Source organism: Microcosmobacter mediterraneus (genome assembly GCF_031846265.1).
Lineage (GTDB): Bacteria > Bacteroidota > Bacteroidia > Flavobacteriales > Flavobacteriaceae > Microcosmobacter > Microcosmobacter mediterraneus.
The window spans coordinates 306,526-333,110 of the sequence record NZ_JAVRIA010000003.1; the positions used below are offsets into that span (position 1 = coordinate 306,526).

21 protein-coding genes are annotated in these 26,585 nt (G+C 33.5%); 13 read left to right on the forward strand and 8 right to left on the reverse strand.

What is annotated here, in order from left to right; translation table 11 throughout:
• Window positions 1–9 precede the first annotated feature (9 nt).
• Window positions 10–2,505, reverse strand: a complete 2,496-nt coding sequence (locus RM697_RS07815; RefSeq protein WP_311427309.1) for a sodium-translocating pyrophosphatase — start codon at window positions 2,503–2,505, stop codon at window positions 10–12.
• Window positions 2,506–2,720: 215 nt separating this feature from the next.
• On the opposite strand from RM697_RS07815, the gene RM697_RS07820 reads away from it, so the two are divergent.
• Window positions 2,721–4,943, forward strand: coding sequence for a M1 family metallopeptidase (locus tag RM697_RS07820; RefSeq protein ID WP_311427310.1), 2,223 nt, complete (start codon window positions 2,721–2,723; stop codon window positions 4,941–4,943).
• Between the two features lie 121 nt (window positions 4,944–5,064).
• Window positions 5,065–6,441: a hydroxymethylglutaryl-CoA synthase family protein gene (locus RM697_RS07825; RefSeq protein WP_311427311.1), complete on the forward strand. Its 1,377-nt coding sequence runs from the start codon at window positions 5,065–5,067 to the stop codon at window positions 6,439–6,441.
• Here the strand turns inward: RM697_RS07825 and RM697_RS07830 are convergent.
• Both RM697_RS07830 and RM697_RS07835 read right to left on the reverse strand, forming a co-directional pair.
• Window positions 6,438–8,948 carry a DUF5686 and carboxypeptidase-like regulatory domain-containing protein gene (locus RM697_RS07830; RefSeq protein WP_311427312.1) on the reverse strand — a complete coding sequence of 837 codons (2,511 nt, stop codon included), beginning with the start codon at window positions 8,946–8,948 and terminating at the stop codon, window positions 6,438–6,440. The genes RM697_RS07825 and RM697_RS07830 overlap by 4 nt on opposite strands.
• 66 nt (window positions 8,949–9,014) lie before the next feature.
• The gene (locus RM697_RS07835; RefSeq protein ID WP_311427313.1) at window positions 9,015–9,992 is read right to left on the reverse strand and encodes a pyruvate dehydrogenase complex E1 component subunit beta; all 978 of its coding nucleotides are present in this window, start codon (window positions 9,990–9,992) and stop codon (window positions 9,015–9,017) included.
• 206 nt (window positions 9,993–10,198) lie between these two features.
• Between RM697_RS07835 and RM697_RS07840 the strand changes: the two genes are divergently transcribed.
• The 9 genes from RM697_RS07840 to lspA all read left to right on the forward strand — a co-directional run bounded on the left by RM697_RS07840 (window position 10,199) and on the right by lspA (window position 18,446).
• On the forward strand, window positions 10,199–10,945 hold the full coding sequence (locus RM697_RS07840; RefSeq protein ID WP_311427314.1) for an electron transfer flavoprotein subunit beta/FixA family protein: 747 nt from the start codon (window positions 10,199–10,201) through the stop codon (window positions 10,943–10,945).
• 13 nt (window positions 10,946–10,958) lie between these two features.
• Entirely contained in the window at window positions 10,959–11,921 is a 963-nt protein-coding gene (locus RM697_RS07845) for an electron transfer flavoprotein subunit alpha/FixB family protein (protein ID WP_311427315.1), read from the forward strand.
• A gap of 110 nt (window positions 11,922–12,031) precedes the next feature.
• Complete coding sequence (locus RM697_RS07850) at window positions 12,032–12,640, forward strand: bifunctional nuclease family protein (RefSeq protein ID WP_311427316.1); 609 nt, start codon at window positions 12,032–12,034, stop codon at window positions 12,638–12,640.
• Window positions 12,641–12,736: 96 nt separating this feature from the next.
• Window positions 12,737–14,494 carry a nucleoside transporter C-terminal domain-containing protein gene (locus RM697_RS07855; protein WP_311427317.1) on the forward strand — a complete coding sequence of 586 codons (1,758 nt, stop codon included), beginning with the start codon at window positions 12,737–12,739 and terminating at the stop codon, window positions 14,492–14,494.
• A 133-nt stretch (window positions 14,495–14,627) separates the two neighbouring features.
• Window positions 14,628–15,452, forward strand: coding sequence for a thymidylate synthase (locus tag RM697_RS07860; protein WP_311427397.1), 825 nt, complete (start codon window positions 14,628–14,630; stop codon window positions 15,450–15,452).
• Window positions 15,453–15,459: 7 nt separating this feature from the next.
• Complete coding sequence (locus tag RM697_RS07865; RefSeq protein ID WP_311427318.1) at window positions 15,460–15,942, forward strand: energy transducer TonB; 483 nt, start codon at window positions 15,460–15,462, stop codon at window positions 15,940–15,942.
• Window positions 15,943–16,076: 134 nt separating this feature from the next.
• On the forward strand, window positions 16,077–16,994 hold the full coding sequence (locus RM697_RS07870; protein ID WP_311427319.1) for a dihydrofolate reductase: 918 nt from the start codon (window positions 16,077–16,079) through the stop codon (window positions 16,992–16,994).
• A 36-nt stretch (window positions 16,995–17,030) separates the two neighbouring features.
• The gene (gene fabD / locus RM697_RS07875; protein ID WP_311427320.1) at window positions 17,031–17,924 is read left to right on the forward strand and encodes an ACP S-malonyltransferase; all 894 of its coding nucleotides are present in this window, start codon (window positions 17,031–17,033) and stop codon (window positions 17,922–17,924) included.
• A 6-nt stretch (window positions 17,925–17,930) separates the two neighbouring features.
• Window positions 17,931–18,446 (forward strand): signal peptidase II, encoded by a 516-nt coding sequence (lspA, locus tag RM697_RS07880; protein WP_311427321.1) that lies wholly within the window; start codon window positions 17,931–17,933, stop codon window positions 18,444–18,446.
• On the opposite strand, the gene RM697_RS07885 is transcribed toward lspA, so the two are convergent.
• From RM697_RS07885 to RM697_RS07895, 3 genes are read right to left on the reverse strand one after another with little or no spacing between them, the layout of a single operon-like run.
• The gene (locus RM697_RS07885; RefSeq protein WP_311427322.1) at window positions 18,447–19,724 is read right to left on the reverse strand and encodes a metal-dependent hydrolase family protein; all 1,278 of its coding nucleotides are present in this window, start codon (window positions 19,722–19,724) and stop codon (window positions 18,447–18,449) included.
• Window positions 19,725–19,744: 20 nt separating this feature from the next.
• Window positions 19,745–20,758, reverse strand: coding sequence for a UDP-glucose 4-epimerase GalE (galE, locus tag RM697_RS07890; RefSeq protein ID WP_311427323.1), 1,014 nt, complete (start codon window positions 20,756–20,758; stop codon window positions 19,745–19,747).
• Window positions 20,751–21,908 carry a DegT/DnrJ/EryC1/StrS family aminotransferase gene (locus RM697_RS07895; RefSeq protein ID WP_311427324.1) on the reverse strand — a complete coding sequence of 386 codons (1,158 nt, stop codon included), beginning with the start codon at window positions 21,906–21,908 and terminating at the stop codon, window positions 20,751–20,753. Before RM697_RS07895 ends, galE begins: the two co-directional genes overlap by 8 nt.
• Window positions 21,909–22,050: 142 nt before the next feature.
• Here RM697_RS07895 and RM697_RS07900 point away from each other — a divergent pair, with 142 nt between their 5' ends.
• Together RM697_RS07900 and RM697_RS07905 are read left to right on the forward strand one after the other, a co-directional pair.
• A complete protein-coding gene (locus tag RM697_RS07900) occupies window positions 22,051–23,304 on the forward strand; it encodes a 3-deoxy-D-manno-octulosonic acid transferase (protein WP_311427325.1) in 1,254 nt (417 codons plus the stop codon).
• Window positions 23,305–23,389: 85 nt separating this feature from the next.
• Entirely contained in the window at window positions 23,390–23,788 is a 399-nt protein-coding gene (locus RM697_RS07905) for a hypothetical protein (protein WP_311427326.1), read from the forward strand.
• A gap of 51 nt (window positions 23,789–23,839) precedes the next feature.
• On the opposite strand, the gene RM697_RS07910 is transcribed toward RM697_RS07905, so the two are convergent.
• Window positions 23,840–25,612 carry a MutS-related protein gene (locus RM697_RS07910; RefSeq protein WP_311427327.1) on the reverse strand — a complete coding sequence of 591 codons (1,773 nt, stop codon included), beginning with the start codon at window positions 25,610–25,612 and terminating at the stop codon, window positions 23,840–23,842.
• Window positions 25,613–25,620: 8 nt separating this feature from the next.
• The gene (locus RM697_RS07915) at window positions 25,621–26,529 is read right to left on the reverse strand and encodes a M28 family peptidase (protein WP_311427328.1); all 909 of its coding nucleotides are present in this window, start codon (window positions 26,527–26,529) and stop codon (window positions 25,621–25,623) included.
• Between the last annotated feature and the right edge of the window lie 56 nt (window positions 26,530–26,585).

Consider the following 26,585-nt stretch of genomic DNA (forward strand, 5'->3'; position numbering starts at 1 on the left):
TAAAAAAACTTAGTTAGTTTCTTCAACGTCTTCTATAATTTTTTTAACGACTTTCTTGCCTTTAACTCTAGTATCAACATCTTCTAATGCGTCAATCTTAGCCTTTACTTCGGCTTCTGTTCCTTCAAAGATTTCTTCTTTAGTAACGTCCTCACCATTCTCAGTAGTTGTTGTAGTCACTACAGCTTTAACCGTTCCATCGTCATTTGTGGTCATCTCAACTTTAATTTCTTTTTCAGAACTAAATTGAGCATCACCTGTAACTTCATGTTTAGTCCCATCTTTATCAATCCAAACATTTACTTCTTGAGTCATTGCGAAACCTTCTTCAGTTTCATGACCTCCCAAAATTGGTGCTACAACCAAACCGATAAGACATGTTAATTTGATTAAGATGTTCATTGATGGTCCAGAAGTATCTTTAAATGGGTCACCAACAGTATCACCAGTTACTGCAGCTTTATGTGCATCAGAACCTTTATAAGTCATTTCACCATTAATTTCAACACCAGCTTCAAAAGACTTCTTTGCATTATCCCAAGCACCACCTGCATTATTTTGGAAGATTGCCCATAACACACCTGAAACCGTAACACCAGCCATATAACCACCAAGCATTTCTGCAATAGCTTGATGATCCATTCCAAATAACATAGGAACAAATGCAATAACTAATGGAAACCCTATAGTTAATAAACCAGGTAACATCATTTCTTTTAAAGAGGCTTGCGTAGAAATTGCAACACACTTATCATATTCTGGTTTACCAGTGCCTTCCATAATTCCAGGAATATCTCTAAACTGACGACGTACTTCTTCTACCATTTCCATAGCAGCTTTACCTACAGCATTCATTGCTAATGCAGAAAATACAACTGGCACCATTCCACCAACAAATAACATAGCCAATACTGGTGCTTTAAAGATATTAATGCCATCAATTCCTGTAAACGTTACATAAGCAGCAAATAAAGCCAAAGACGTTAATGCAGCAGAAGCAATAGCAAATCCTTTTCCTGTTGCAGCAGTAGTATTACCAACTGAATCTAATATATCTGTACGTTCCCTAACGATTGGCTCTTGTTCACTCATTTCAGCGATTCCACCAGCATTATCTGAAATAGGTCCGAAAGCATCAATTGCTAGTTGCATAGCAGTCGTTGCCATCATAGCAGAAGCTGCTAATGCCACACCGTAGAATCCAGCAAAAGCATAAGACGCCCAAATAGCACCTGCAAATAATAAAACTGAAGGGAATGTAGATATCATACCTGTCGCTAAACCAGCAATAATGTTAGTACCTGCTCCAGTAGACGATTGTTGTACAATATTTAAGATTGGTTTTTTACCCAATCCTGTATAGTATTCAGTAACTGAAGAAATAACTGCTCCTACAAATAAACCAACTAAGGTTGCGTAAAACACACGCATTGCAGAAATTTCAACTAAACCTTCGCCAAAGAAATTCATTTTCATTGTTTCAGGTAGCATCCAAGTTACTAATCCGAAACACGATACAGCAACTAAGATAATAGATGTCCAGTTTCCAATGTTTAAAGCGCCCATTACTTGAGCTTCTTTAGCATCGTTATTATTAATTTTTACAAGCATTGTGCCTATAACAGAAATAATAATTCCTGCTCCAGCAATTGCCATTGGTAATAATATTGGACCAATGCCTCCAAAGGCCTCTCCAATATTTCCTCCCATATCTTTAATCACGTAGTTTCCAAGAACCATTGCAGCTAATACTGTTGCTACATAAGATCCAAATAAATCGGCTCCCATACCTGCAACATCACCAACATTATCACCAACATTATCTGCAATAGTAGCAGGATTACGAGGATCATCTTCAGGGATACCAGCTTCTACTTTACCAACTAAATCCGCTCCAACGTCTGCAGCCTTAGTATAGATACCACCACCTACTCTTGCGAATAATGCTATAGACTCAGCTCCTAAAGAGAAACCTGCTAATGTTTCTAACACAATAGTCATATCCATTGTATTAGTCCAAGTTCCATCCATGAAAACGTTGAAAAATATGATAAAGAATACAGTTAAACCTAATACTGCTAAACCAGCAACACCAAGACCCATAACAGTACCACCTCCGAAAGAGATTTTTAATGCATTAGGTAAACTTGTACGTGCAGCTTGAGTTGTTCTTACATTAGTTTTAGTTGCGATTTTCATTCCGATGTTTCCAGCGAAAGCAGAAAATACAGCACCAAAAATAAAGGCAATTACAATTAACCAATGCGTTGTTGGTACAATAAAAGACACAGCTGTTAATGCTAATGCTACAATTACTACAAATACTGCAAGTAATCTATATTCTGCATTTAAAAATGCCAATGCACCTTCATAGATATGATCTGAAATTTCTTTCATCTTACCATCTCCAGCGTCTTGTTTCATAACCCAAGATTGCTTTACTAGCATGTAAATTAATCCTAAAAGCGCCAAAGCTATTGGCATATAAATCATTAATGATTCCATATTTATGTTATTTAATTTTGATTTGTTATTTAGCTCGGCAAAAGTAGTAAAATCAAAGAGAACTAAAAAACCCTTTTTCGCCTATTTTAAAGCTTATTAATATTGATTTATTCGGTCTTTTTTTAGCATGTACATTAAATTAGAAAAAGACATTTTAAGATTTTTTTAAAACTTGATATTGTATATTGCAGTTAACTAATTTAATCTTAATGACTATGCGCTTTTTTTTAGCACTATTATGCCTTTGCTTTGCTTCTACAAGTTTTTCTCAAAATCAACCTTGGAAAGGAAAGTTTGAACCAATAGATGATCTTCTTCCAACACCTAATAGCTACAGAACAGCTAGTGGTGCTCCAGGTAAAGAATACTGGCAACAAAGAGCTGACTACACTATCAAGGCATCACTAGATGAAAAAAACAATACTATAAGTGGAGATGAAACTATCACTTATTACAACAATTCTCCAGATGACTTAGCGTACTTATGGATTCAGTTAGAACAAAACGTAAATAGAAAAGAAAATGAAGATTTTGGTTATGTGTTTGGTGGTGTAAGAGACGGAATGAATACGCAACACATGCAATATTTGACTCGTGCTATTGATTTTCCTGCTGGCTACTCTATTAAATACATTAAAGACGAAAGTGGTAACACCATTAAATCTCTTGTAAACAATACCATGATGAAAGTATTATTAGATTCACCTTTAAAGTCTGGTGAATCTATAACATTTTCAATAGGATGGTCTTATCCTATTACAGATCGCAGCATGTTTTTATTATCAAGAGAAGGTTATGAATACTTCCCAAGAGATGATAATACAGTATATTTAATTGCCCACTGGTTTCCAAGAATGGCTGTATATAATGACACAGAAGGTTGGCAAAATAAACAGTTTCAGAAGCTGGGTGAATTTGCATTAGAGTTTGGTGATTATGATGTTGAAATTACCGTTCCTGCAGATCATGTAGTTGCTGCTACAGGATCGCTTCAAAATCCAAATGATGTTTTATCCAAAACACAACGCCAACGCTTAGCTAAAGCTGAAAAAACATTTGACAAACCTGTGCTAATAATAACTCCCGAAGAAGCCAACGCAGCTGAAAAAAGCAAAACAACCAAAACTAAAACTTGGCGTATGATAGCCAAAAACGTTAGAGATTTTGCTTGGGCTTCGTCTCGTAAATTTATTTGGGATGCCCAAGCTGTACAATTACCATCCAATAAAGTTATGGCCATGTCATTCTATCCAAATGAAGGCTTACCAGTTTGGCAAGAAGAATCTACTAAAGCAGTGATGCATGCCTTAGAAGTCTATTCTGAAGCTACTTTTGATTATCCTTATCCTGTTGCTATATCTGTGAATACTTCCAATATTGGTATGGAGTTTCCTATGATTAGTTTTAATGGTGGGCGACCAAACAGTAAAGGCGAAATGAGTAAAAACGCTAAAGCTGGAATGATTGGTACTATTATCCATGAAGTTGGGCACAATTGGTTTCCTATGATTGTAAGCTCAGATGAGCGTCAATGGATGTGGATGGACGAAGGCTTAAACACCTTTTTACATCAACGTACTGTCAAGGAACGTTATCCAGATTTTAACCATACCACACCAAAAAGTATTGTGCCATTTATGAAAGGTGATAAAAATATTCTAAGACCAATAATGACATCTTCAGATAATGACTTGTTAAGTCAGTTTGGTGCTAATTATTATCAGAAACCAACAGTAGGTTTACAAATGCTAAGAAACTCTATTGTAGGAGAAGAGTTATTTGATCAAGCTTTTAAAGAGTATGCTAACCGTTGGAAATACAAGCATCCAAATCCTGCAGATTTATTTAGAACCTTAGAGGATGCCACTGCTACTGATTTAGATTGGTTTTTTAGAGGTTGGTTCTTCACAACAGATAACGTAGATATAGAGTTAGCAGATGTAAAATGGTTTAAAGTAGAACCAGAAGTAAGTATAGAGGATAAACAAAAACAAGGTGATTTGAATGTTACTTCAGAAAACGCTGGTGGTAAAGCTAAAGATTTTTCTGGTGGTCCAGAACAAATAAAAATGGTAAGTACACCTGATGCAAATTATGGACAATTTCTATCTAGACTTGATGAGCCAGAAATCAGAAAACAAGTTGAAGGCAAAAATATCTATGAGGTTAAAATTAAAAATAAAGGTGGCTTAGTAATGCCTGTAACGATTGAGTGGCAGTATGCAGATGGCACTACAGAAATAGATCGTTTGCCAGCAGAAATTTGGCGTACAAATGAATATGAGACTACAAAAACATTCATCAAAGACAAACAAGTTATCAAAGTTATTATAGACCCAAAAGGTGAGTTTGCAGATGTTGATGATAAAAACAATAGCTTTCCTAAAGTAGAAGAAGCTTCAGATTTTGACAAGTTTAAAGATCAGCAAAAAAATTAATACATTTTAAAATGTAAAGACAATAGCTTAGTATTCGCAATCGTTTTCGTTAATTTTTATAGTATTCACATGTCTCAAAACAAAAAATAGTCTCTAAATTTACTACTAAATTTTTGAGGTTATGGAGACTACATTTGGAATTGATGCTATTGATTACTATGTGCCACAATTGGTATTACCTATCGAAAAATTGGCCATTGCACGTAATATTATACCTGCTAAATTAGAAAAAGGATTAGGCTTAAAGTCCATGGCATTAATTGATGTTAATGAAGATGCAGCCTCTATGGCAGCAAATGCACTAAATAATCTAATTACAAAAAATGTCATTGATCCACATACCATTGGTCGTGTTTATTTAGGCACTGAAAGTGCTGTAGATGGATCAAAACCAACAGCTACTTATGCTATTGGCGCTGTTGAGCAAAAACTCTCCAAACAATATGGAGAACGTTGCTTTAAGAACTGTGATGTTGTTGACCTTACGTTTGCATGTGTAGGAGCTGTTGATGCTATGGAAAATTGCTTGGATTGGGTGAGAGCTAATCCAACACGTAAAGCCATTGTTATAGCATCTGATATTGCTAAATACGAATTAGGATCCTCAGGTGAATATACCCAAGGTGCTGGTGCAGTAGCAATATTAATTTGTGCAAATCCAAGTATATTATCTATTAATAATACATTTGGTATTAGCATGGAACATGTTGGTGATTTCTTTAAGCCTAGACGTGTGATTTCTAATAACGACCTAAATGGACTGAGTATTAAAGAGATTACAAATTCCACAAAAGAAAAGCTAGAATTGTTTTTTGAAGAACCTGTATTTGATGGTTATTATTCCAACGAATGTTATCAAAACAGAATAAGTGAAGCATTAGATCATTTTAGTTCACAAAAAGAAATCGATTTTTTAAATGAATGGAAACACATAGTTTTTCATCTTCCGTATGCATTTCAAGGTCGAAGAATGATGTTTAATATTTGGTTAAAATGGATCACGGAAAAGGAGCTATTACCTCAACTTGAAAAAGAAATTGGAACCATAGACTCGATGAATATAAAAGATTGGACAAAGGCAGCTTCTAAATCGTCATTATATACATCTTTTGTTAGTGAAAAAATAGCAGATGGTGAATTCGCCTCTAGTGAGATTGGCAATATGTATACAGCATCTATTTTTATGTCTTTGATTAGTCTTTTACGTTTATCTTATGAAAAAAAGAAAGAAATAACAGGAGATACTATTGGTTTTTTAAGCTATGGTAGTGGTTCAAAGTCTAAAGTTTTTGAAGGCATAGTTACTAAAGACTGGAAAGCAAAAATTCAACATTTAGATGTGTTCACCGAGTTAGAAAACCGAAAAGTTATTGATTTTGAAACCTATGAAAAACTACACAATAGCTCTATTTCTAAATCTGTAAATAAAACAAAAAACATTGTACTTGCAGGAATTTCAACTGAAGAAAACAAGGAGGGCTTTAGGTATTATAATTAAAAACTAAACCCAAAACTTCCGGTTATACCAAATTTACGAGCTCCAGGACTATCTAAATAATTACCCCTAAAATTGAAGTCAATTCTAAGCACTTTAAAAATATTACCTATACCTAAACTGTACTCGTAATAGATTTTATCACTTGGTGCTATTAATGGAAATTCTACTGGGTTCCCTGTAGTACTCAAATTAATGTTATCTTGAGATAGTTCGCCCCAAACACCACGTAATCCTAATATAGCTCTAAGGTTGTACTTCTTTAAAAATGGAATCCTAGAAAAAATTCGTCCATTGAAATTATGTTCTATATGCATTGAAGAATAGGTATCAGTAACAAACTCATAAAAATCTAGTTGAGGAAACGTATTATATATGGAAAAGAACGTCTGATTTCCTGGAACTACGCTTAATAAGCCTAATGGTACATCTCCAAAAGTTTTTCCAACTTCTAGCGTAGTATACAGACGACCAAAGCCACCTACTTGCCAAGGTTGTAAATACGAAAATTGCAGTTTTGTATAATCGAAATCACTCTTAAACCAATTTCTATCTCCTCTACTTATTTGAGCATACAATCTGGCAAAATCGTCATTTGCTGTTTTACGTTCTACGCCATAACCTGTCATTTTTCGTTTTGGAAAATACGATAATGATAATGAGGTTTCAAACTGTTTAATTTCTGAAGCGACACCACTTGTTGCTTCAGGATCATTATAATCTAAACTAAATGTCGGTGAGGCAGATTCTAAAGTTCGGTAGTTATTACTCCAACGTACTATAAAATTTCTAGCTGGCTCTAACTCTAAAGACAAAACTGTGAGATTTATTGTTGTGAGTTTATCATTGGCACCTGTTCCAACAACTGCTGATGATGCTAAACTTCGGCCCAAAACATCTGTAGATGTTGTTAAACTAGCACCTATTTGTTCTACATCGCGACGGTTTCCACCAGAGATAATAAACCTACTCTTTTTATCAATAAGCCACTTTCCAGAAATTCCATATTTAAACTTATCATCTCTAAAACCGTAAGCTAAAAAGCCTTCTAATCTCCATAAATCATTTCTACTAAAATAGGTTCGTCCTCCAGCTCTTAATCTAAAGCCCTCAACATCATTAAACCCAACCGTTGAAAAAATTGGTCCATAGTCAAAATTTATACTTGGAAATTCTATATAACCTGAAGCGAGTATACTTCCTATATTGTAGAGTCGTTTAAATTTTTTGACCGTTTTTAAGGTATCTAACATTTTATAGACTCCCTTTTCATCTTTATTTAAAGCTTCAAATCTATTTTGTTCCCAAAAACTATCATCTCTGTCATAAATATCTTCATCAAAACTATAAACTTCTTGATCGTAAAACTCCTTATCCTTAGGCTTATCAAAAACATAATTATCATATAAGGTGGTACGCTTTCCATAGACTCCTCTGGACTTTTCCTTTTTATTTAAAGCGAAATCAGATAACATATAATCCCGCTTAATCAAGAAGAGTGAATCATTTAGTACTTCAAATTCTTGTTCGATATAAATTTCTTTTACCCAATTAATGTTAGCGCTTTTAGAAGCTTGAAGATTAATTTCTTTAATAGCATAGGTTGAATCATTGACCCAAAAATCACCTTTAAAAGTCAATTCGTTTTTCCGTCTTGGATAGTAAATAATATTATAACACCACTTATCGTCTACATAAGCACTATCTGAAAGTACATAATTATAACTTTGTACACCTCCTTTTCCTAGAGGACTTACAAAACTTTTATCAAAGAACTTAAGGTAGTTATCATAAACGTTAAAATCTGAATATAAGTCGCCAACAAAATCTATAATAACTTGGTTATCACTAAACCCAGAATTCTTATTTCCTCTAAGATCTGTTTTTTCTTTATTAAGTGTATTATCACCATATACAGTACTTACGGCTTCATTAAGAAATATTGGTAAATAAGTTTTACCTGTAACTCTAGAGGTGTCTACTTCATTAAAAACAAACTCCATACCTCTAAAAAGTCTACTTTTTATTAAAGCACTATCTATAGTGTTTAAATCAAACTCAACCTTTTCGTATTTATCATATTGATATTGGTTAAACTGTTTGAGGCCATTTTTACGCTTACGTTCCCAGATTTTTTTAAGAATAGCTATGGCAGGATTCTCAGACGCCTTTTTTGATTGCTTACCAGCAGCTATAACGACAGCATCAAGCGCCTCAGCTTCTTCCTTAAGCGTAAATTTAAGATCGTAGTTAACCTTCTTGATTAGATTAATAACAATACTTTCATAACCCAAAAAAGAAATCTCTAACTCGGTCCATGTATTCTCAGACTCTAGATAGAACTTTCCATTTTCATTGGTAATAGTACCCTCAGTAGTCCCTTTAAATAAAACATTTGCAAAAGCTACAGGTTCACCAGTTTCGTCGTAAACGTGACCACTAACTTTAGTTTGAGACAATGTGACTGTTAATCCACTAAAAAAGAAAAGGGCAAGTAGTAAGTTTTTCATAAAAAAAATAAAACATCATCAACAACCATGCAAATGATGTTTAAAACGCAAAATAATGCAAATTATTTACTTGTACATTACTTTTTTAACAGCTTTGATCACGTCGTTATGATTTGGTAACCATTCAGCCAGTAATACAGGCGAATAAGGCGCAGGAGTATCTGCAGTATTTATTTTTTCGATTGGTGCATCTAAATAATCAAAAGCTTTAGATTGTACCTGGTAAGTAATTTCTGTGGCTACATTACCAAATGGCCAAGCCTCTTCAAGTACTACTAACCTATTTGTTTTTTTAACAGACGTTAAAATAGCGTCATGATCCATAGGTCTTACAGTTCGTAAATCAATAATCTCACAAGAAATACCTTCTTTTTCCAATTCATCAGCAGCTTTGTATGCCTCCTTAATGATCTTACCAAAAGAAACTATAGTTACATCAGTGCCTTCGCGCTTAATATCTGCAACACCAATAGGAATAGTATACTCGCCTTCTGGAACTTCTCCTTTGTCACCATACATTTGCTCACTTTCCATAAAAATTACAGGATCATCATCTCGTATTGCAGATTTTAATAGGCCTTTAGCATCATAAGGATTTGATGGTACAATCACCTTTAATCCTGGTGTGTTGGCATACCAGCTCTCAAAGGCTTGTGAGTGTGTGGCAGCCAATTGTCCGGCTGAAGCTGTTGGTCCTCTAAACACAATTGGGCATTTAAACTGTCCACCAGACATTTGTCTAATCTTTGCTGCATTATTTATAATCTGATCAATTCCTACTAAAGAGAAGTTAAAGGTCATAAACTCTACAATTGGTCTACAGCCAGTCATTGTAGATCCAACACCAATTCCTGCAAAACCTAATTCGGCAATTGGTGTATCAATGACACGTTTTTCGCCAAACTCATCAAGCATACCTTTGGAAGCTTTGTAAGCTCCATTATATTCCGCAACTTCCTCACCCATTAAATAAATGCTTTCATCTCTTCGCATTTCTTCACTCATGGCCTCACAAACGGCTTCTCTAAACTGAATTGTTTTCATATCTATTTTTTAAGAAGAACAAAAATAGGATAATTGCATCTTTTATTAAAGAGCATTGAATTAAAAATTTTATTATGCGTGCATAGTATTTTTGAAATAATTTAAGTATCTTCGTAGCCGCTTAAATACTACATTAGTATTGCTTATTTTTGCAGCCCTTTTAAGGGATACAAACAATACTAATTCACAATAAAAACAAATAAAACATGAAAATTTTAGTATGTATTAGCCATGTTCCTGATACGACCTCTAAAATCAATTTTACAGAAGGTGATACAAAATTTGACACTAACGGCGTGCAATTTGTAATCAATCCTAATGATGAGTTTGGTCTAACAAGAGCCATGTGGTTTAAAGAAAAGCAAGGTGCATCTGTTGATGTTGTTAATGTTGGTGGACCAGAAACTGAGCCAACACTTAGAAAAGCACTGGCTATTGGAGCAGATACTGCTATACGTGTAAACACAGAAGCAACTGATGGATTTGCTGTAGCTAAACAACTTGCTAGTGTGGTAGATAATGGTGGTTACGATTTAGTTATTGCTGGTAGAGAATCTATCGATTATAATGGTGGAATGGTTCCTGGTATGTTAGCAGGTTTAACTGAAGCTAACTATGTAACAAATTGTATTAGTCTTGAGGTTGATGGAACTTCTGCAAAAGCTATCCGTGAGATTGATGGTGGAAAAGAAACCGTAAACACATCTTTACCTCTAGTAATTGGTGGACAAAAAGGGTTAGTAGAAGAAAGTGATTTAAGAATACCAAATATGAGAGGTATTATGATGGCGCGTAAAAAACCATTAACGGTTATAGAGCCAGTTGATGCTACTAACGAAACATCTTCAGCGAAATTTGAAAAACCAGCACCTAAAGGTGACGTTAAATTGGTTGATCCAGGGAATATTGATGAATTAGTAAGCTTACTTCATAACGAAGCTAAAGTGATTTAAAAACAAAAAGAATATGTCAGTTTTAGTATATACAGAATCCGATAATGGACAATTTAAAAAAGCTGCTTTAGAAGTAGCTTCTTATGCCAAAGCAGTTGCTAATCAATTAGGAACAACTGTAACAGCAGTAAGTATCAATGCAAGCGATACATCAGTTTTAAGGAACTATGGTGTAGATAAAGTTTTGCATGTTAAAGATACTACTCTAAATAACTTTAATGCTAATAGTTTTGCATCTATTATTTCTCAAGCAGCACAACAAGAAGGCTCAGAAGTAGTAGTTGTAAGTTCAACAGCAGATAGTCGCTACTTGGCTCCATTACTTGCGGTAAACTTAAATGCTGGTTATGCATCTAATGTAGTAGATGCACCTTCGAGTACAGCACCATTTACAGTTAAACGTACTGCATTTACAAACAAAGCCTTTAATTATTCTACAATAAACACAACAAACAAAATTGTTGGTGTTTCTAGTAATGCCTTTGGTCTAGTTGAATCTTCAGGAAACGCAACTGAAGAAGCCTTTGCTCCTAACCTTCCAGAATCTGGAGTCACTGTTGAATCTCTAGACAAAGCTACAGATAAGGTTAGTATTGCAGATGCAGACATTGTTGTCTCAGCTGGACGTGGACTTAAAGGTCCAGAACATTGGGGAATGGTAGAAGAGTTAGCAGATGTACTTGGCGCAGCAACGGCTTGCTCTAAACCAGTGAGTGACTTAGGTTGGAGACCACATAGTGAACATGTAGGACAAACTGGTAAGCCTGTGGCCTCTAATCTTTATATTGCTATAGGAATCTCTGGTGCTATACAGCATTTAGCAGGTATTAATGCCTCAAAAGTTAAAGTAGTCATTAATACAGATCCTGAAGCTCCTTTCTTCAAAGCTGCTGACTATGGTGTTGTTGGCGATGCTTTTGAAGTTGTACCTCAACTTATCGAAAAGTTGAAGCAATTTAAGGCTCAAAACGCATAAATTTAGTACCTTGTAATAGTGGAGGACTGTTTAGATTCGCATAATTCTCTAAATCTGTCTTGGACAGTTTGGTTAATTCCTAATTTAAACAGTTCTTTGCATTTCTAAAAATGAGCCTAGTTAAACTAAATATAAAAGGAATATCTTATAGCCAAACACAGAATGGTGCTTATGCTCTTATTCTTAATGAGGTAGATGGCGAACGTAAACTTCCTATCGTCATAGGTGCATTTGAGGCGCAATCTATAGCTATAGCTTTAGAGAAAGAAATTAGACCTCCTCGACCTTTAACACACGATTTATTTAAGAATTTTGCCGATCGTTTTGACATTGTCGTTAAGCAAGTTATTATTCATAAGTTAGTAGATGGTGTTTTCTATTCAAGCTTAATTTGTGAGCGTGATAAAATTGAAGAAATCATTGATGCCAGAACTAGTGATGCCATTGCTTTAGCTTTACGTTTTGATGCTCCGATATTTACGTATAAAAACATCTTAGATAAAGCAGGAATTTACCTTAAAGTAAATCCTAAATCAGACGACGAGCAAGATGATAGTATTCTTGTCGATGATTTAGTAGCCGAAGAAATTGAATCTAATATTCAAGACAATTACAAAGACAAAAGCTTAAAAGAACTCAATAATCTTTTAGATGAAGCTGTTGCCAATGAAGACTACGAAACTGCTGCACGTATTAGAGACGAAATCTCTAAACGCTAATTCATACTACTTTTAATGTGTTGTCTATATAGTTTAGTTTTTATACTTTGCGAATCCTGAAGTATTAGCTTCATACTTACGATTAAGACTTACGCCATGAAACATTTTTTTACTGCTTTTGCTTTAGTGTTTTTTTCAGTTGCAATAAGCTCAGCTCAAAATTTAAATAAAACATGGCAGTTTGATGCTATTGAAGATAACCAAGAAACCTCATTATTTTCTATTTCTGGAGACGATTTTCTCTCCTTAAATAATGGAGAATTTGAATACAATCTTTCATCAAAAAATAATCTAAAAGCTCGAGGTGACTATATACATCAAAACAACCTTTTAGTATTCTATTACGAGCAACCCAACGATACAATACGTCGCTATAAAATTTCTGAATTAACAGATTCTACTTTGGTTTTTAAAGAAAAGAATGTGACCTATAAGTTTAGAAATCAAAATGATAGATCTACATTATTAGTGTCAAGCTCTGAGACTTCAGAAAATACTATTATTCCAAGTGCTGGTTTTTCCATGCATAGTTTATGGAGAGGAATTTTAGGTATGATAACACTCCTTTTCATTGCCTTTTTGTTTAGCAGCAATAGAAAAGCTATTAATTGGAAAACTGTTGGGATTGGACTCACCTTTCAACTCATAATTGCAGTTGGTGTTTTAAAAGTAGATTTTGTAAAGACTGCTTTTGAATATGTTGGTAAAGGATTTATAGAATTACTAAAATTCACTCAAGCAGGAAGCCAATTCTTATTTGGTAATATGCTAAATATTGATTCTTTCGGATATATTTTTGCGTTTCAAGTTCTACCAACAATTATTTTCTTTTCCGCTCTTACTTCTGTACTATTTTACTTAGGAATTATTCAAAAAATAGTGAAAGGAATGGGCTGGTTATTAAGTAAAGTCTTAGGAATATCTGGTGCTGAAAGTTTAAGTGTTGCAGGTAATATTTTCTTAGGCCAAACTGAAGCACCTCTTCTGATTAAGGCTTATTTAGAAAAAATGAACAAGTCTGAGATTTTGCTAGTAATGATTGGTGGAATGGCAACAGTAGCTGGTGCAGTATTAGCTGCTTACATTGGGTTTTTAGGTGGTAATGATCCAGATTTACAATTATTCTATGCAAAACATTTATTAGCTGCATCAGTTATGGCTGCACCTGGTGCTATTGTAATTTCTAAAATTCTCTTCCCTCAAACAGAAGAAGTCAATACAGATGTGTCAGTTTCTAAAGAAAAAATAGGTTCTAATATTTTAGAATCTATAGCTAATGGTACAACCGAAGGCTTAAAACTCGCTGTTAATGTTGGTGCTATGTTGCTAGTCTTTGTCGCTTTTATAGCTATGATCAATGGCATTCTTGGTGGAGTTGCAGGATTTGATGGTATAGTTATTGAAAAATTAAATATTAATTGGCACTTCACATCATTAAATGAGGTTATTACTGCAAATACAACCTATGACAGCTTATCTTTAGAATTTATTCTTGGCTATACATTTGCACCTTTAATGTGGTTAATAGGGATTGCTAAAGAAGATATGGCATTAATGGGCCAATTATTAGGTATTAAATTGGCAGCTAGTGAGTTTATAGGATATATACAACTAGCTGACTTGAAAGATATAACTAACCCAGTTCATCTAAAGTATCAGAAATCAGTTATCATGGCAACTTATATGTTGTGTGGTTTTGCCAACTTTGCCTCTATTGGGATACAAATTGGAGGAATCGGTTCTTTAGCTCCAGGACAACGAAAGCAACTCTCTAATTTTGGAATGAAAGCTTTAATTGGAGGAACAATTGCTTCTTTAATTTCTGCTACAATAGCAGGTATGATTATTGGCTAGTGTCGAATCGCCACAGATATTTTATCTCACTCATGCCTTATTGGTTAATAACTTTTAATATCATTAAAGGCTATAAACATTTCTGTTTATGGCTTTTTTATATTTTTATTTCCAGAAAATTGAAGTTGAATATATGAAGCAATACCACGACTTAGTAAAACACGTTTTAGCAGAAGGTAATGAAAAAGGCGATCGAACAGGCACAGGAACAAAAAGTGTTTTTGGTTACCAAATGCGATTTGATTTAAGTGAAGGTTTCCCTATGGTAACTACCAAAAAACTACACCTTAAATCAATAATTTATGAATTACTTTGGTTTTTAAAAGGTGATACTAATACAAAATATTTGACTGAAAATGGAGTGCGTATTTGGAACGAATGGGCAGATGAGAACGGAGATCTTGGTCCAGTTTATGGTCATCAATGGCGTAATTGGGCAAGTGAAGAGATCGACCAAATAAAAGAAGTTATTCAGACTCTAAAGAATAATCCAAATAGTAGAAGAATGTTGGTTTCCGCATGGAATCCATCTGTTTTACCAGATACCTCTAAATCATTTTCTGAAAATGTCGCAAATGGTAAGGCCGCTTTACCGCCTTGCCATGCGTTTTTTCAGTTTTATGTTGCCGATGGGAAATTATCTTGTCAACTCTATCAACGTAGTGCAGACATCTTTTTGGGAGTACCATTTAATATAGCTTCTTATGCGCTTTTTACTATGATGATGGCTCAAGTATGTGGTTATCAACCTGGTGATTTTGTACATACCTTTGGCGATGCACATATTTACAGCAACCATATGGAACAATTAGAATTGCAACTTTCTAGAAATCCAAGACCACTACCTAAAATGATTTTGAATCCAGATGTAAAAGATATTTTTGATTTTACATTTGAAGACTTCACCTTAGTAGACTATAATCCACATCCTCATATTAAAGGAGTTGTAGCTGTTTAAGTATTCTATGAAAACAAATCTTACATTAGTATTTATTCTGTTAATAATATTGAATATTAGTGGTCAAACAACTAAATCGTTACCAAAAATTAACTCGCTCCAACATGTTGAACAAGTACCAGTTTACAAAGGTTGTGACTCAACTAAAAGTAATGCTGAACTTAAAAAATGTATGAGCAATAAAATGTCTAGGCTCATTGGAAAATATTTTAATCAATCCTTAGCAGCAAACTTAGGTTTAAAACCTGGTGAAGTTAGAGTGTTAGTTATTTTTAAAATAAATACTGAAGGTATTCCAATTGATATAAGAGCAAGGGCACCTCACAAAAAATTGGAAAAGGAAGCTATAAGAGTTGTAAAACTTATACCTAAATTTGATAGACCTGGACTTGTTGATGGAAAACCTGTAATTGTTCCATATTCTTTACCAATTAGAGTAGTAGTTCCCAAGCCTAAAAAGAAGCAAAAACATATATATGAAAAGCAATAAAAAGTATCTTTAAACCTTAATATTTCCCTAGTTTATTTCCTTCTTATATATTCTTAAATAAATCCATTAACATAATATCTTTAAAACAATTCATTTTATTAAAAACCGTTATCTTTATATATAGATGTTAAGTTATGTTCGGAAAGAAAAAAGAGACACCTCAAATAGATAAAGAGCAATTAGAGCTCATTGAAAATGCTCAAAAACGTATACGTCAAAAAAAGCGTTTATATATTCACTTTGTTATTTTTTTAATTGGAGCAGTATTTTTAATACTAGCACAAACTATTTTAGGTATAGGAAAAGACACTAAGCTTTTTGGCATAGAATGGTTTGTCTATGCTATACTCATCTGGTTGTTTTTATTTATATACCACTTTATCAATGTATTTATCACCAATAAATTCATGAATAAAGAATGGGAGAATCAACAAATTGAAAAACTCGTAGCTAAGCAAAGAAACCGAATAGACGAATTAAAAACCCAATTACAAAAAGAAGATAAGCATATTGCAGAAACTGAGGTTTATCAAGAAAAAATTAAAGCTAAAACTAGTCAGCAAAACTTAACTATTATTGTTGCTGCTGGAGAGAATAATGCAATCGGTAAAGACAACGACCTTATTTGGCACTTAAGTGAAGATTTAAAACGCTTTAAGCGTCTTACCTCTGGTCATCATATTATTATGGGTCGTAAAACTTTTGAAAGTTTTCCTAAGCCTTTACCTAATAGAACTCATGTAGTCATTACTCGTCAAATAGATTATAAAGTACCTGAAGGTGTTATTGTAGTAAACTCGTTAACTGACGCTATTGATGCTGTTAAATCTGATAATCAACCGTTTATTATTGGTGGAGGTGAAATCTATAAACAAGCTATGCCTCTAGCTAATACATTAGAACTTACAAGAGTACATCACAGTTTTGAAGGTGCTGACACTTTTTTTCCTGAAATAGATAAAAGCCAATGGAAAGAAACAAGCAGAATATTCAATGCCATTGATGATAAACACGACTACGAGTTTTCATTTGTTAGTTATGTAAGAGCATAAATATTCTTATTTTTGCAGCACTAATTTAGAACACACATGAAAGCTTATATATTTCCTGGACAAGGTGCACAATTTACTGGAATGGGTTTGGACTTATATGAATCTAATCCACAAGCTCAAGAGTTATTTGAAAACGCTAATGATATTCTTGGATTTCATATCACTGATGTGATGTTTGAAGGTACTCCTGAAGATCTTAAACAAACTAAAGTAACCCAACCTGCCATTTTTTTACATTCTGTAATTTTATCTAAAGTCTTAGGTGATTCATTTCAACCAGATATGGTAGCTGGTCATTCTTTAGGAGAATTATCTGCACTTGTAGCTAATAATACTTTAACTTTTGAAGATGGTCTTAGATTAGTATCTAAACGTGCACAAGCTATGCAAAAAGCTTGCGAGCTTCAACCTAGTACTATGGCAGCTGTTTTAGGGCTTGATGATGATATAGTAGAAAAAATTTGTGGTATAACTAATGGTATTGTAGTTGCTGCAAACTATAATTGTCCTGGTCAATTAGTAATTTCTGGTGAAGTAGATGCTATCAATCTAGCCTGTGAAGCTCTAAAAGAAAAAGGTGCACGTAGAGCTTTAGTATTACCTGTTGGAGGTGCGTTTCACTCTCCACTAATGGAGCCTGCTAAAGAAGAATTAGCTGCTGCTATTGAAGCCACTACATTTAGCTCTCCAAGCTGTCCTGTATATCAAAATGTAACAGCTTCTGCAGTTATTAATCCAAACGAGATAAAAGCCAACCTTATTGCACAATTAACAGCACCTGTTCGTTGGACTCAGTCTGTTGAGCAGATGATTACTGATGGTGCCTCTCACTTTACTGAAGTTGGTCCTGGTAAAGTGTTACAAGGACTTGTAAGAAAAATAAATAGAGAAGCTGAAACGTCTTCAGCTGTAATTAATTCTGAAGCCTAAATTCATATGTTTCGATCTGTAAAAATAGTTCTACTCATAATCATTAATATTGCAGTAGATCAGGTTTCAAAAGTATTAGTAAGACGCAATTTTGACCTCAAAGAACAGCTAGCAATTCTTGGAGATATTCAAGGTGATGGTGCAAAATTTTTAATGTATTATGTTGAAAATAAAGGTGCTTTTTTAGGTATGGGAAGTGACATGAATGACACTTTAAGAATTATCTTTCTACTTATTCTACCTGTTTTGGTATTAGGCTACGTTACCTATTATATCTTTAAAACTAAAGAATTAGATAAATGGAGTTTGTTTGCCTTTTGCTGCATCATTGGTGGAGGTATTGCTAATGTTTTTGATAGAATTGTTTTTGGAGAAGTCACAGATTTCTTTTACATCAGTCTAGGAGGCGTATTTAAAACAGGGATTTTTAATGTAGCAGATATGTCAGTGACTACAGGGCTTATCATTCTTATTTTTAGTAATTTCTTTGGGAAGAAAAAGCAAACTGAGGTTACAACCTAACTATTGCTTGTACACCTTACCTTCTTTCATTACGAAAACCACATTTTCTAAAGTTGAAATATTTTGAGTTGGATCCTCGTTAACAGCTACAATATCTGCAATAAACCCTTCTTTAATTTGCCCTAAAGTATCTTCCATTCCTAACAACATAGCATTAGTTATTGTGGCAGATTGTATGGCTTCAATAGCTGGCATTCCAGCATTAACCATATAACTAAACTCTTTACCATTGTCACCATGGTAAAACACTGCTGCATCTGTACCAAAAGCAATACTAACATCAGCTTTATAAGCTCTTGCAAACATATCTTGAATTTTAGGCCCAATTTCTAGTGCTTTTGGCACTACTAATTCTGGATAGTAACCAGAGATTTTTGCTTTTTCACTTACAAACTTTCCTGCACTAATTGTTGGAACTAAGTAAACATCATGCTCTTTCATAAGCTCCATAGTTTCGGCACTCATAAGTGTTCCATGTTCTATTGTTTTAACACCTCCTAATATAGCACGTTGCATACCTTCGTCGCCATGCGCATGTGCTGCGACATGGAACCCATAATCTTTAGCAGTTTCGCATATAGCTTTAATCTCTTCTATAGTAAATTGAGAATTTTGTCCATTTTTAGCTTCGCTTAAAACGCCACCAGTAGCAGTGATTTTAATACAATCAGCTCCATTTTTATAACGTTGTCTTACGGCTTTTTTTGCATCCTCAACACCATTAATAACGCCTTCTTTTGGTCCAGGATTACCTGTTAAACTTCGTTTTGCACCATTAGTAGGATCCGCATGACCACCAGTTGTGGCAATGGCTTTTTCGGCAGTAAAAATTCGAGGTCCATTTATTTTCCCAGCATTGATAGCATTTCTTAATGATACATTAACTCCAGAACCACCTAAATCTCTAACCGTTGTAAAACCACTCATTAAAGTAATGTTTGCATACTTAACAGAGTTAAAAGCTACATCAGCTTCATTTAAAATATACTTTTGAACGTAGCGCTTTGGATTTGTTTCGTGCTCAATATGAACATGCATATCTATTAATCCAGGGAGCACAGTTTTTGATTTTAAATCAATGACAGTCGTATTACTAGATTCTGGTTTGGCGTATCCATCATTTACAGATACAATTTTGTTATCTAATACTATAATTGTTTTTTCAGTAAGTACTTCACCAGACTTAGTATCAACTATTTTACCACAATGTAAAAATGTGCTTTGTGCTAAAATAATTGTTGATATAAATACGAGAATAACAGATAAAAAAAATTTCATAATTTATGTATTTATAGTTGTTAGAGAGATTTCTCCCATTCCCAAGCTGCTTTCATAGCATCATCCAAAGATTGCTCTGTTTGCCAGCCCAAAATATATTTAGCTTTTTCTGTATCTGCAAAAGCCGAAACAACATCACCAGCCCTTCTATCTACAATTTTATAGTTTAAAGTATTTCCTGAAACACGTTCAAAAGACTCTATAACTTCTAACACTGAACTACCTTTACCTGTTCCTAAATTAAAAAATTCGTAGTTATTAGTATTCTTAGATTGTAATAGTCTTTTTAAAGCTACAACATGAGCTTTAGCTAAATCAACTACATGGATATAATCTCTTATACAAGTTCCGTCTGGTGTTGGATAATCTCCACCAAACACAGATAACTCATCTCTTTTACCTATGGCAGTTTGCGTAATATATGGCACTAAATTTTGCGGAACTCCAAGCGGTAATTCGCCAATTTTAGCAGTTGGATGCGCTCCAATAGGATTAAAATAACGCAAGGATATTGCTTTAAATTTATCTGAAACCAAACATAAATCTTGAATAATCTCTTCGCCAATTTGCTTGGTATTTCCATAAGGTGATAGTGCTTTTTTTACAGAAGCCTCTTCTGTTATAGGTAATTGATCAGCCTGACCATATACTGTACAAGAAGAACTAAATATAAAGTTCTGATGCTCAATTTTACTTAACTCTTTAAGAGTATAAACCAGTGTATTTAAATTATTCTCGTAATAGTGCAAAGGTATTTTCACACTTTCTCCTACTGCCTTGCTCGCTGCAAAGTGGATTATCCCTTTTAAATCTGAATATCTTTTAAAAAAAGAAATGACTTCAGTTTTATGCCTAAGATCTAATTCTTCAAATAAAGGCCTAACACCTGTAATAGATTCAATACCATCTAATACCGAAATTGAAGCGTTCGATAAATTATCAATAACAACAACTTCAAAACCTTCATTTTGTAATTCTACAACAGTATGTGAACCTATAAAACCTAAGCCTCCTGTTACGAGTATTCTATCCATTTATAAATTGAATAACTTTTGAAGTTATATATTCTATTTGTTCATCGTCTAATTCGGTATGCATAGGTAATGAGATTACTTCTTTAACAAGAGCATTAGTAACTGTAAAATCATCTTCATTATAACGTTCATCTGCATAAGCTTTTTGCGCATGAAGTGGAATTGGATAATAAACACCACAAGGAATTCCGTTTTCATTAAGATATTTAGCTAATGCATCTCTATCTATATTTTTAACTTTAAGTGTGTATTGATGATATACGTGGCAATCACATTGCTCGCATATGCTATTACAAGAAGAGCTAACGGTTACTGGAGTTTGAATATTAGTTTCGTTTTTAAATGCATCGTTATATCGTTTTGCTGCTCGTTGCCTTGCTTTTCCGTAAGTATATAAATGCACTAACTTGGCATTTAAAACTGCTGCTTGTATAGAGTCTAATCTAGAATTTACTCCAACAACATCATGGTGATATCGTTTATACATACCATGATTAACGATTCCTCTAATGGTATGAGCTAAATCATCATCATTAGTAAAAATGGCACCTCCATCGCCATAACATCCTAGATTTTTAGATGGAAAAAACGAAGTCGCTCCTACATGGCCAATTGTTCCTGCTTTCTTTTTAGTACCATCTGAGTACGTGTAATTTGCACCAATAGCCTGAGCATTATCTTCTATTACATATAAATTGTGTTCTTCTGCTATTTGCATAATAGCCTCCATATTAGCACATTGACCAAATAAATGAACAGGAACTATAGCTTTTGTTTTTGGAGTAATGGCTTTTTTAACAGCTTCAATATTGATATTAAAAGTGTCTTTATCTACATCTACAAGCACAGGAGTTAAGCGTAATAGCGCAATAACCTCAACAGTTGCAGCAAAAGTGAAATCTGCGGTTATGACTTCATCTCCTGGTTCTAAACCTAATCCCATCATGGCAATTTGTAAAGCATCTGTTCCATTTGCACATGGAATAACGTGTTTTACATTCAAATAATTTTCTAAGTTTTTTTGAAACTCATGAACCATAGGTCCATTTACAAAAGCTGCAGAATCTAATATATTATGGATTGCAGGATCTACTACATCCTTTATTTTTTGATATTGACCTTGTAGGTCTACCATTTGAATTTTTTTCATGAAGACAATTTTATTCTTTTACTCAAGCATTGCAATGATTACGTGATTATAATACATCTGAGTAAAGCGAAAATACAAAAAATAGTGCTCTATTATTAATGCTTTAGCTAAAGAGATGTATTTTAGCAACAAAGACTAGACTGTGAGAATTCTTTATAACATTCTTACGCATATTGCGATTTTTCATGTTAAGTTAGTTAGCTTATTTAACAACAAGTTAAAGCTTGGTGTGGATGGGAGAAACCAAACTTTTACAAAACTAAAGAACTGTATTGCTACCAATGATAAAACTTTATGGTTTCACTGTTCGTCTTTAGGTGAATACGAGCAAGGTCTGCCTGTTTTTGAGCAACTTAAAGCAGATTATCCTCATTTAAAAATTGTACTCAGCTTTTTTTCTCCTTCGGGTTATGAAATTAGGAAAGACACAGAAATAGCAGATGTTGTAGTTTATCTTCCTTTTGATACAATAAACAATTCAAAAAAAATCATCAAAACTATCAATCCTCAACTGGTTGTTTTTGTTAAGTACGAAATTTGGCCAAACTATTTGTATCAATTGCATACTCATAATATTCCAACACTATTAATATCGGCATTGTTTAAAGAACGACATAGCTATTTTAAATGGTATGGTCGTTTTATGAGACAATCTCTTTTTTATTTTACTCATATTTTCACACAAGATAAAACTTCAAAAAAATTATTAGAAACTATACATTATCCTAATGTTACTGTTTCTGGCGATACAAGATTTGATCGTGTTACAAATCAAATTAGCATCAATAATTCGCTAAATTTCATGACAGAGTTTAAAAATGATAAATGCTGTATTGTAGCAGGTAGTACTTGGAAGGAAGACGAAGACATCTTAGTTCCTTTTATTAACACTATTAAGAATGACAGCATAAAGTTTATTATAGCGCCTCACAATATTAAATTAAAAGATATACAACACTTAAAGGAGCGCATAACAAAATCAGTGGTTTTGTACTCTGAACATCAAAATAGAGATATTTCAGATTTCGATGTTCTTATTTTAGATACTATAGGGTTACTTTCAAAAACTTACAACTATGCAGATATCGCTTATATTGGTGGTGCTATGGGATCAACAGGGCTTCATAACACACTAGAAGCTGCTGTTTTTGGGGTTCCAATAATTATTGGTAAAGATTATGATGAGTTCCCAGAAGCTAAAGCTATGATCTCAAAAAAAGGTATGTTCTCTGTAAATAATAGAGAAGAACTATTTTCTATACTAAAACAATTAATACAAAATGTAGAGTACAGAAATAAGGCTGGGAATAAAAATAGTAGTTATATTAAAAATAATAGAGGTGCAGTCATCCAAATCATGGATTACATTCGTAAATACATCAAAATTAAAGATTAAAGTAAAAAATGTTAAAGAAATTTATCTTTTTTTAATACTAAGTTCTTACTTTAGTCCCATAACAATTAACGCTAAATTAAAACAAATGAAAAAAGTAGTATTAAGCATGGTAATGGTTCTTGCTTTAGCAGTAACGTTTACATCATGTAGAGAAACTAAAGAAGACAAGGCAGAAGATGCAATTGAGAACGCAGCTAATGAGGCTGGTGAAGCAGCAGATAATGCAGCAGATGCTGTTAAAGACGCAGCAAATGATGCTAGTGAAGCTGTTGATGGTGCAGTAGAAGATGCTAAAGATGCCGTTGATGGCGCAGTAGAAGACGCTAAAGAAGCTGGTAAAGAAATGGCTGACGACGCTAAAAATGCTGTTGATGGTGCAGTTGATAAAGCCAAAGAAGCTGGTAAAGATGCTGTAGAAAAAGCTAAAGAAAAAGGTGCTGATGAATTAAACAAAGCAGCCGATAAGCTTAAAGAAGATAACTAAAAAAATCTTCAATAAAAATTAAAAGCCTAGTTTTATCTAGGCTTTTTTTATTTATACAATTTCCATCTTTTTAAGTAAAAAACTAGCATTCATGTTTTGGCAAACACCTTGTTTTAATTTGTAATCAAAACTGAGTTCATCATTGATAATTTCTGCATCAAAATAATAGTTTTTAACTGCATCTAGCTCTGTTTCAATTTCTGTAAGACTTAGGTCGTGCGTAGCTATAATCCCTGTGGCATTAAGCTTAACCAGTTTTTCAACAAATTTTCTAGAACCAATGGCTTTATCTGTGCTATTTGTACCTTTTAAAATTTCATCTAGGATCACAAAGTAATTAGTATCCTTTTCAATAGTATCAACTACAAATTTAAGTCGAGTTAATTCACTAAAAAAATACGAACTATCATCAGTTAATGAATCTGTTGTTCGCATACTCGTTATTAACTTAATAGGCTTATATGCACTTGCTTTAGCACAAACAGGTAATCCAACATTAGCCATTACAATATGTAAAGCAACCGTTCTCAAAAATGTACTTTTACCTGCCATGTTTGCTCCTGTTACAATAAAAAACCGCTCTTCATGCAATTTTAAATCACTATTAATACGCTTATTATTATCTAGAAGTGGATGACCCAAATCTATAGCTAAAATTGTAATGTCTTTATCAGTAATTTCGGGATAATTAAACTCTGGATGGTTAAAGGCATAGTTTGCAAAACTATTGTAGGCATCAAAAAAGGTAACCACCTCAAACCAATCTTCAACTTTAGAGGCATATACACTAATCCACTGCTCTACATGGTAGGTTTGTCTTATATCCCATAGTAAATATCCATTCCCAAAAATCGCTGACATAAAATTATTTCTATTGTCTAAAGCATCTAAAGTTTTTGAGAATTTTGAAAATATCTGAGATGCCTTTAAGAATTCAGATTCGATTTTTTGTTGTTGCTCTTTGAGTAAAGCTGAATTAAACTGGTTTTTCTCAATCTGTTCTAATAATAATGCATATTGCCTAAAGGTGTCTTTTGCTTTTTCGGTATGTTGAGCAACTTTATTAATTGATTTTAAATATTTGCCTGTAATACTCAAACCTAAAAGCAGCCAATACCCAATATATTCAATAGGAATAAACTCCAAAATCCCTAAAGCTATAATGACCACTGATCCTACACTAAAACCAAGAGTTAACCAATAGATAGATTTGTTTAAAAACGGCTTATAGTCTTTTAACCACTTAATTATCGAAACTGCTGAATGCTCAACATTTACACCTTGAGCAGTAGCCGAATAGTACTGTCGCCACTCTGGTAAGTTTGATAACTCTTTTATAGCCTCTTGTTTGGTTTCTATATTTATTATTGAATTTGAAAGTAAATACTTAACAAGTGTTACAGTCCCTTCATTAATAGTAGTTCTATTAATGTACTGGAAGAAAGATCCTCGTCCAAATAAATCGATATCTAAACTAAAATAGTGCTTTGGATTTTGAAACTCTGAGCCATCTTCCCTATGATAAAAATGACCAGATGCAATGCCAAGTTCTTCTTTATTAATTACAACTAATCGTTTATGTAAAGCTCGTTTTGCCTTTAAATCGGTATACTTAGAGAGTAAAAACAAAAATACTGCAGTACCTGTAAGACCAACAATTATTGAAATTTTCCAATTCTGGAAAGTGAGATAAATACCAAAAGCAGACAGCATAAATACACTTAGTCTTAAGATACTAAGCAATCCCATTTGTTTAAAAATACGTTTAGAATCTGACTGATTTAATTCTAATTGTGTCTTGTAAAATAATTCTGGTTTCTGCATAAAAACAACTAATTTAAACCAGTATCATCAATAGCCTTAAAAATATTTAGGATAATTGTTACAGCATTTTTATAAAATTCTGGAGTAATATCTTCAAAGTCATCTGTTGGTTGGTGATACGCTTTATGATCTTCGTTACCAAAGTATAAAAAAGGAATTTTTTTTAAATGGAATAGTCCATGATCTGACGACATAGTCCAGTTTTGTTTGTCATCGGTTCCATCATGACCTTGTATTAATTTAGAATCTGTTGGATTTTTAAATGCTTCAATAATCTTTTTTAATGCATCATTATATCGAGTGCCAACAACATAGAGTTCGTTTTTAGAGCTACGACTAATCATGTCCATATTTAGATTAACAAGCACCTTGTCCTTATCAATGGTGTTTACAAAATGCTTTGCGCCTTTAAGTCCTAGTTCTTCAGCATCAAAGGCAGCAAAAATCACACTATGCTTTGGTGGGTTTTTAACTAGATATTCTGCAAAGCTAACCATGGCTGAAACTCCTGAAGCATTATCATCTGCTCCATTATAAATAGTTTCATTACTAACACCTAAGTGATCGTAATGCGCACTAATAACAATATACTTTTCAGGAAATTCTGACCCTTTAATTTCTGCGAGAATATTCGTAGCATTTATTACTTTATCTTGTCTACTAAAGGTAAAGTGTTGCTTATATTTATTATTGAATCCAGCAACTCCAAGATCTTTAAATTGTTTAATAATATAATCTTGTGCCAAAGTACTGCTTTGTTCTCCTGCTTTGCGACCTTTAAAATCATCAGAACTTAAAACTTTTACACGTTCTAAAAGTTGAGTATCATTAAACTGATATGTTTGAGCTTTACCTTCTTTACAACTAATTATTGTAAAGCAAAAGATAAAGCCTAATATGGCTGTTATTTTTTTCATTAGAGGGATTTGATTTCAAATTAATAAAAAAATCCCAAGCAATGGCTTAGGATTCT

What these genes read in the sequence shown, in the direction of transcription:
- RM697_RS07815 (WP_311427309.1), bottom strand. Translation starts at nt 2,505, where the DNA reads ATGGAATCATTAATGATTTATATGCCAATAGCTTTGGCGCTTTTAGGA.
- RM697_RS07820 (WP_311427310.1), top strand. Translation starts at nt 2,721, where the DNA reads ATGCGCTTTTTTTTAGCACTATTATGCCTTTGCTTTGCTTCTACAAGT.
- RM697_RS07825 (WP_311427311.1), top strand. Translation starts at nt 5,065, where the DNA reads ATGGAGACTACATTTGGAATTGATGCTATTGATTACTATGTGCCACAA.
- RM697_RS07830 (WP_311427312.1), bottom strand. Translation starts at nt 8,948, where the DNA reads ATGAAAAACTTACTACTTGCCCTTTTCTTTTTTAGTGGATTAACAGTC.
- RM697_RS07835 (WP_311427313.1), bottom strand. Translation starts at nt 9,992, where the DNA reads ATGAAAACAATTCAGTTTAGAGAAGCCGTTTGTGAGGCCATGAGTGAA.
- RM697_RS07840 (WP_311427314.1), top strand. Translation starts at nt 10,199, where the DNA reads ATGAAAATTTTAGTATGTATTAGCCATGTTCCTGATACGACCTCTAAA.
- RM697_RS07845 (WP_311427315.1), top strand. Translation starts at nt 10,959, where the DNA reads ATGTCAGTTTTAGTATATACAGAATCCGATAATGGACAATTTAAAAAA.
- RM697_RS07850 (WP_311427316.1), top strand. Translation starts at nt 12,032, where the DNA reads ATGAGCCTAGTTAAACTAAATATAAAAGGAATATCTTATAGCCAAACA.
- RM697_RS07855 (WP_311427317.1), top strand. Translation starts at nt 12,737, where the DNA reads ATGAAACATTTTTTTACTGCTTTTGCTTTAGTGTTTTTTTCAGTTGCA.
- RM697_RS07860 (WP_311427397.1), top strand. Translation starts at nt 14,628, where the DNA reads ATGAAGCAATACCACGACTTAGTAAAACACGTTTTAGCAGAAGGTAAT.
- RM697_RS07865 (WP_311427318.1), top strand. Translation starts at nt 15,460, where the DNA reads ATGAAAACAAATCTTACATTAGTATTTATTCTGTTAATAATATTGAAT.
- RM697_RS07870 (WP_311427319.1), top strand. Translation starts at nt 16,077, where the DNA reads ATGTTCGGAAAGAAAAAAGAGACACCTCAAATAGATAAAGAGCAATTA.
- fabD (WP_311427320.1), top strand. Translation starts at nt 17,031, where the DNA reads ATGAAAGCTTATATATTTCCTGGACAAGGTGCACAATTTACTGGAATG.
- lspA (WP_311427321.1), top strand. Translation starts at nt 17,931, where the DNA reads ATGTTTCGATCTGTAAAAATAGTTCTACTCATAATCATTAATATTGCA.
- RM697_RS07885 (WP_311427322.1), bottom strand. Translation starts at nt 19,724, where the DNA reads ATGAAATTTTTTTTATCTGTTATTCTCGTATTTATATCAACAATTATT.
- galE (WP_311427323.1), bottom strand. Translation starts at nt 20,758, where the DNA reads ATGGATAGAATACTCGTAACAGGAGGCTTAGGTTTTATAGGTTCACAT.
- RM697_RS07895 (WP_311427324.1), bottom strand. Translation starts at nt 21,908, where the DNA reads ATGAAAAAAATTCAAATGGTAGACCTACAAGGTCAATATCAAAAAATA.
- RM697_RS07905 (WP_311427326.1), top strand. Translation starts at nt 23,390, where the DNA reads ATGAAAAAAGTAGTATTAAGCATGGTAATGGTTCTTGCTTTAGCAGTA.
- RM697_RS07910 (WP_311427327.1), bottom strand. Translation starts at nt 25,612, where the DNA reads ATGCAGAAACCAGAATTATTTTACAAGACACAATTAGAATTAAATCAG.
- RM697_RS07915 (WP_311427328.1), bottom strand. Translation starts at nt 26,529, where the DNA reads ATGAAAAAAATAACAGCCATATTAGGCTTTATCTTTTGCTTTACAATA.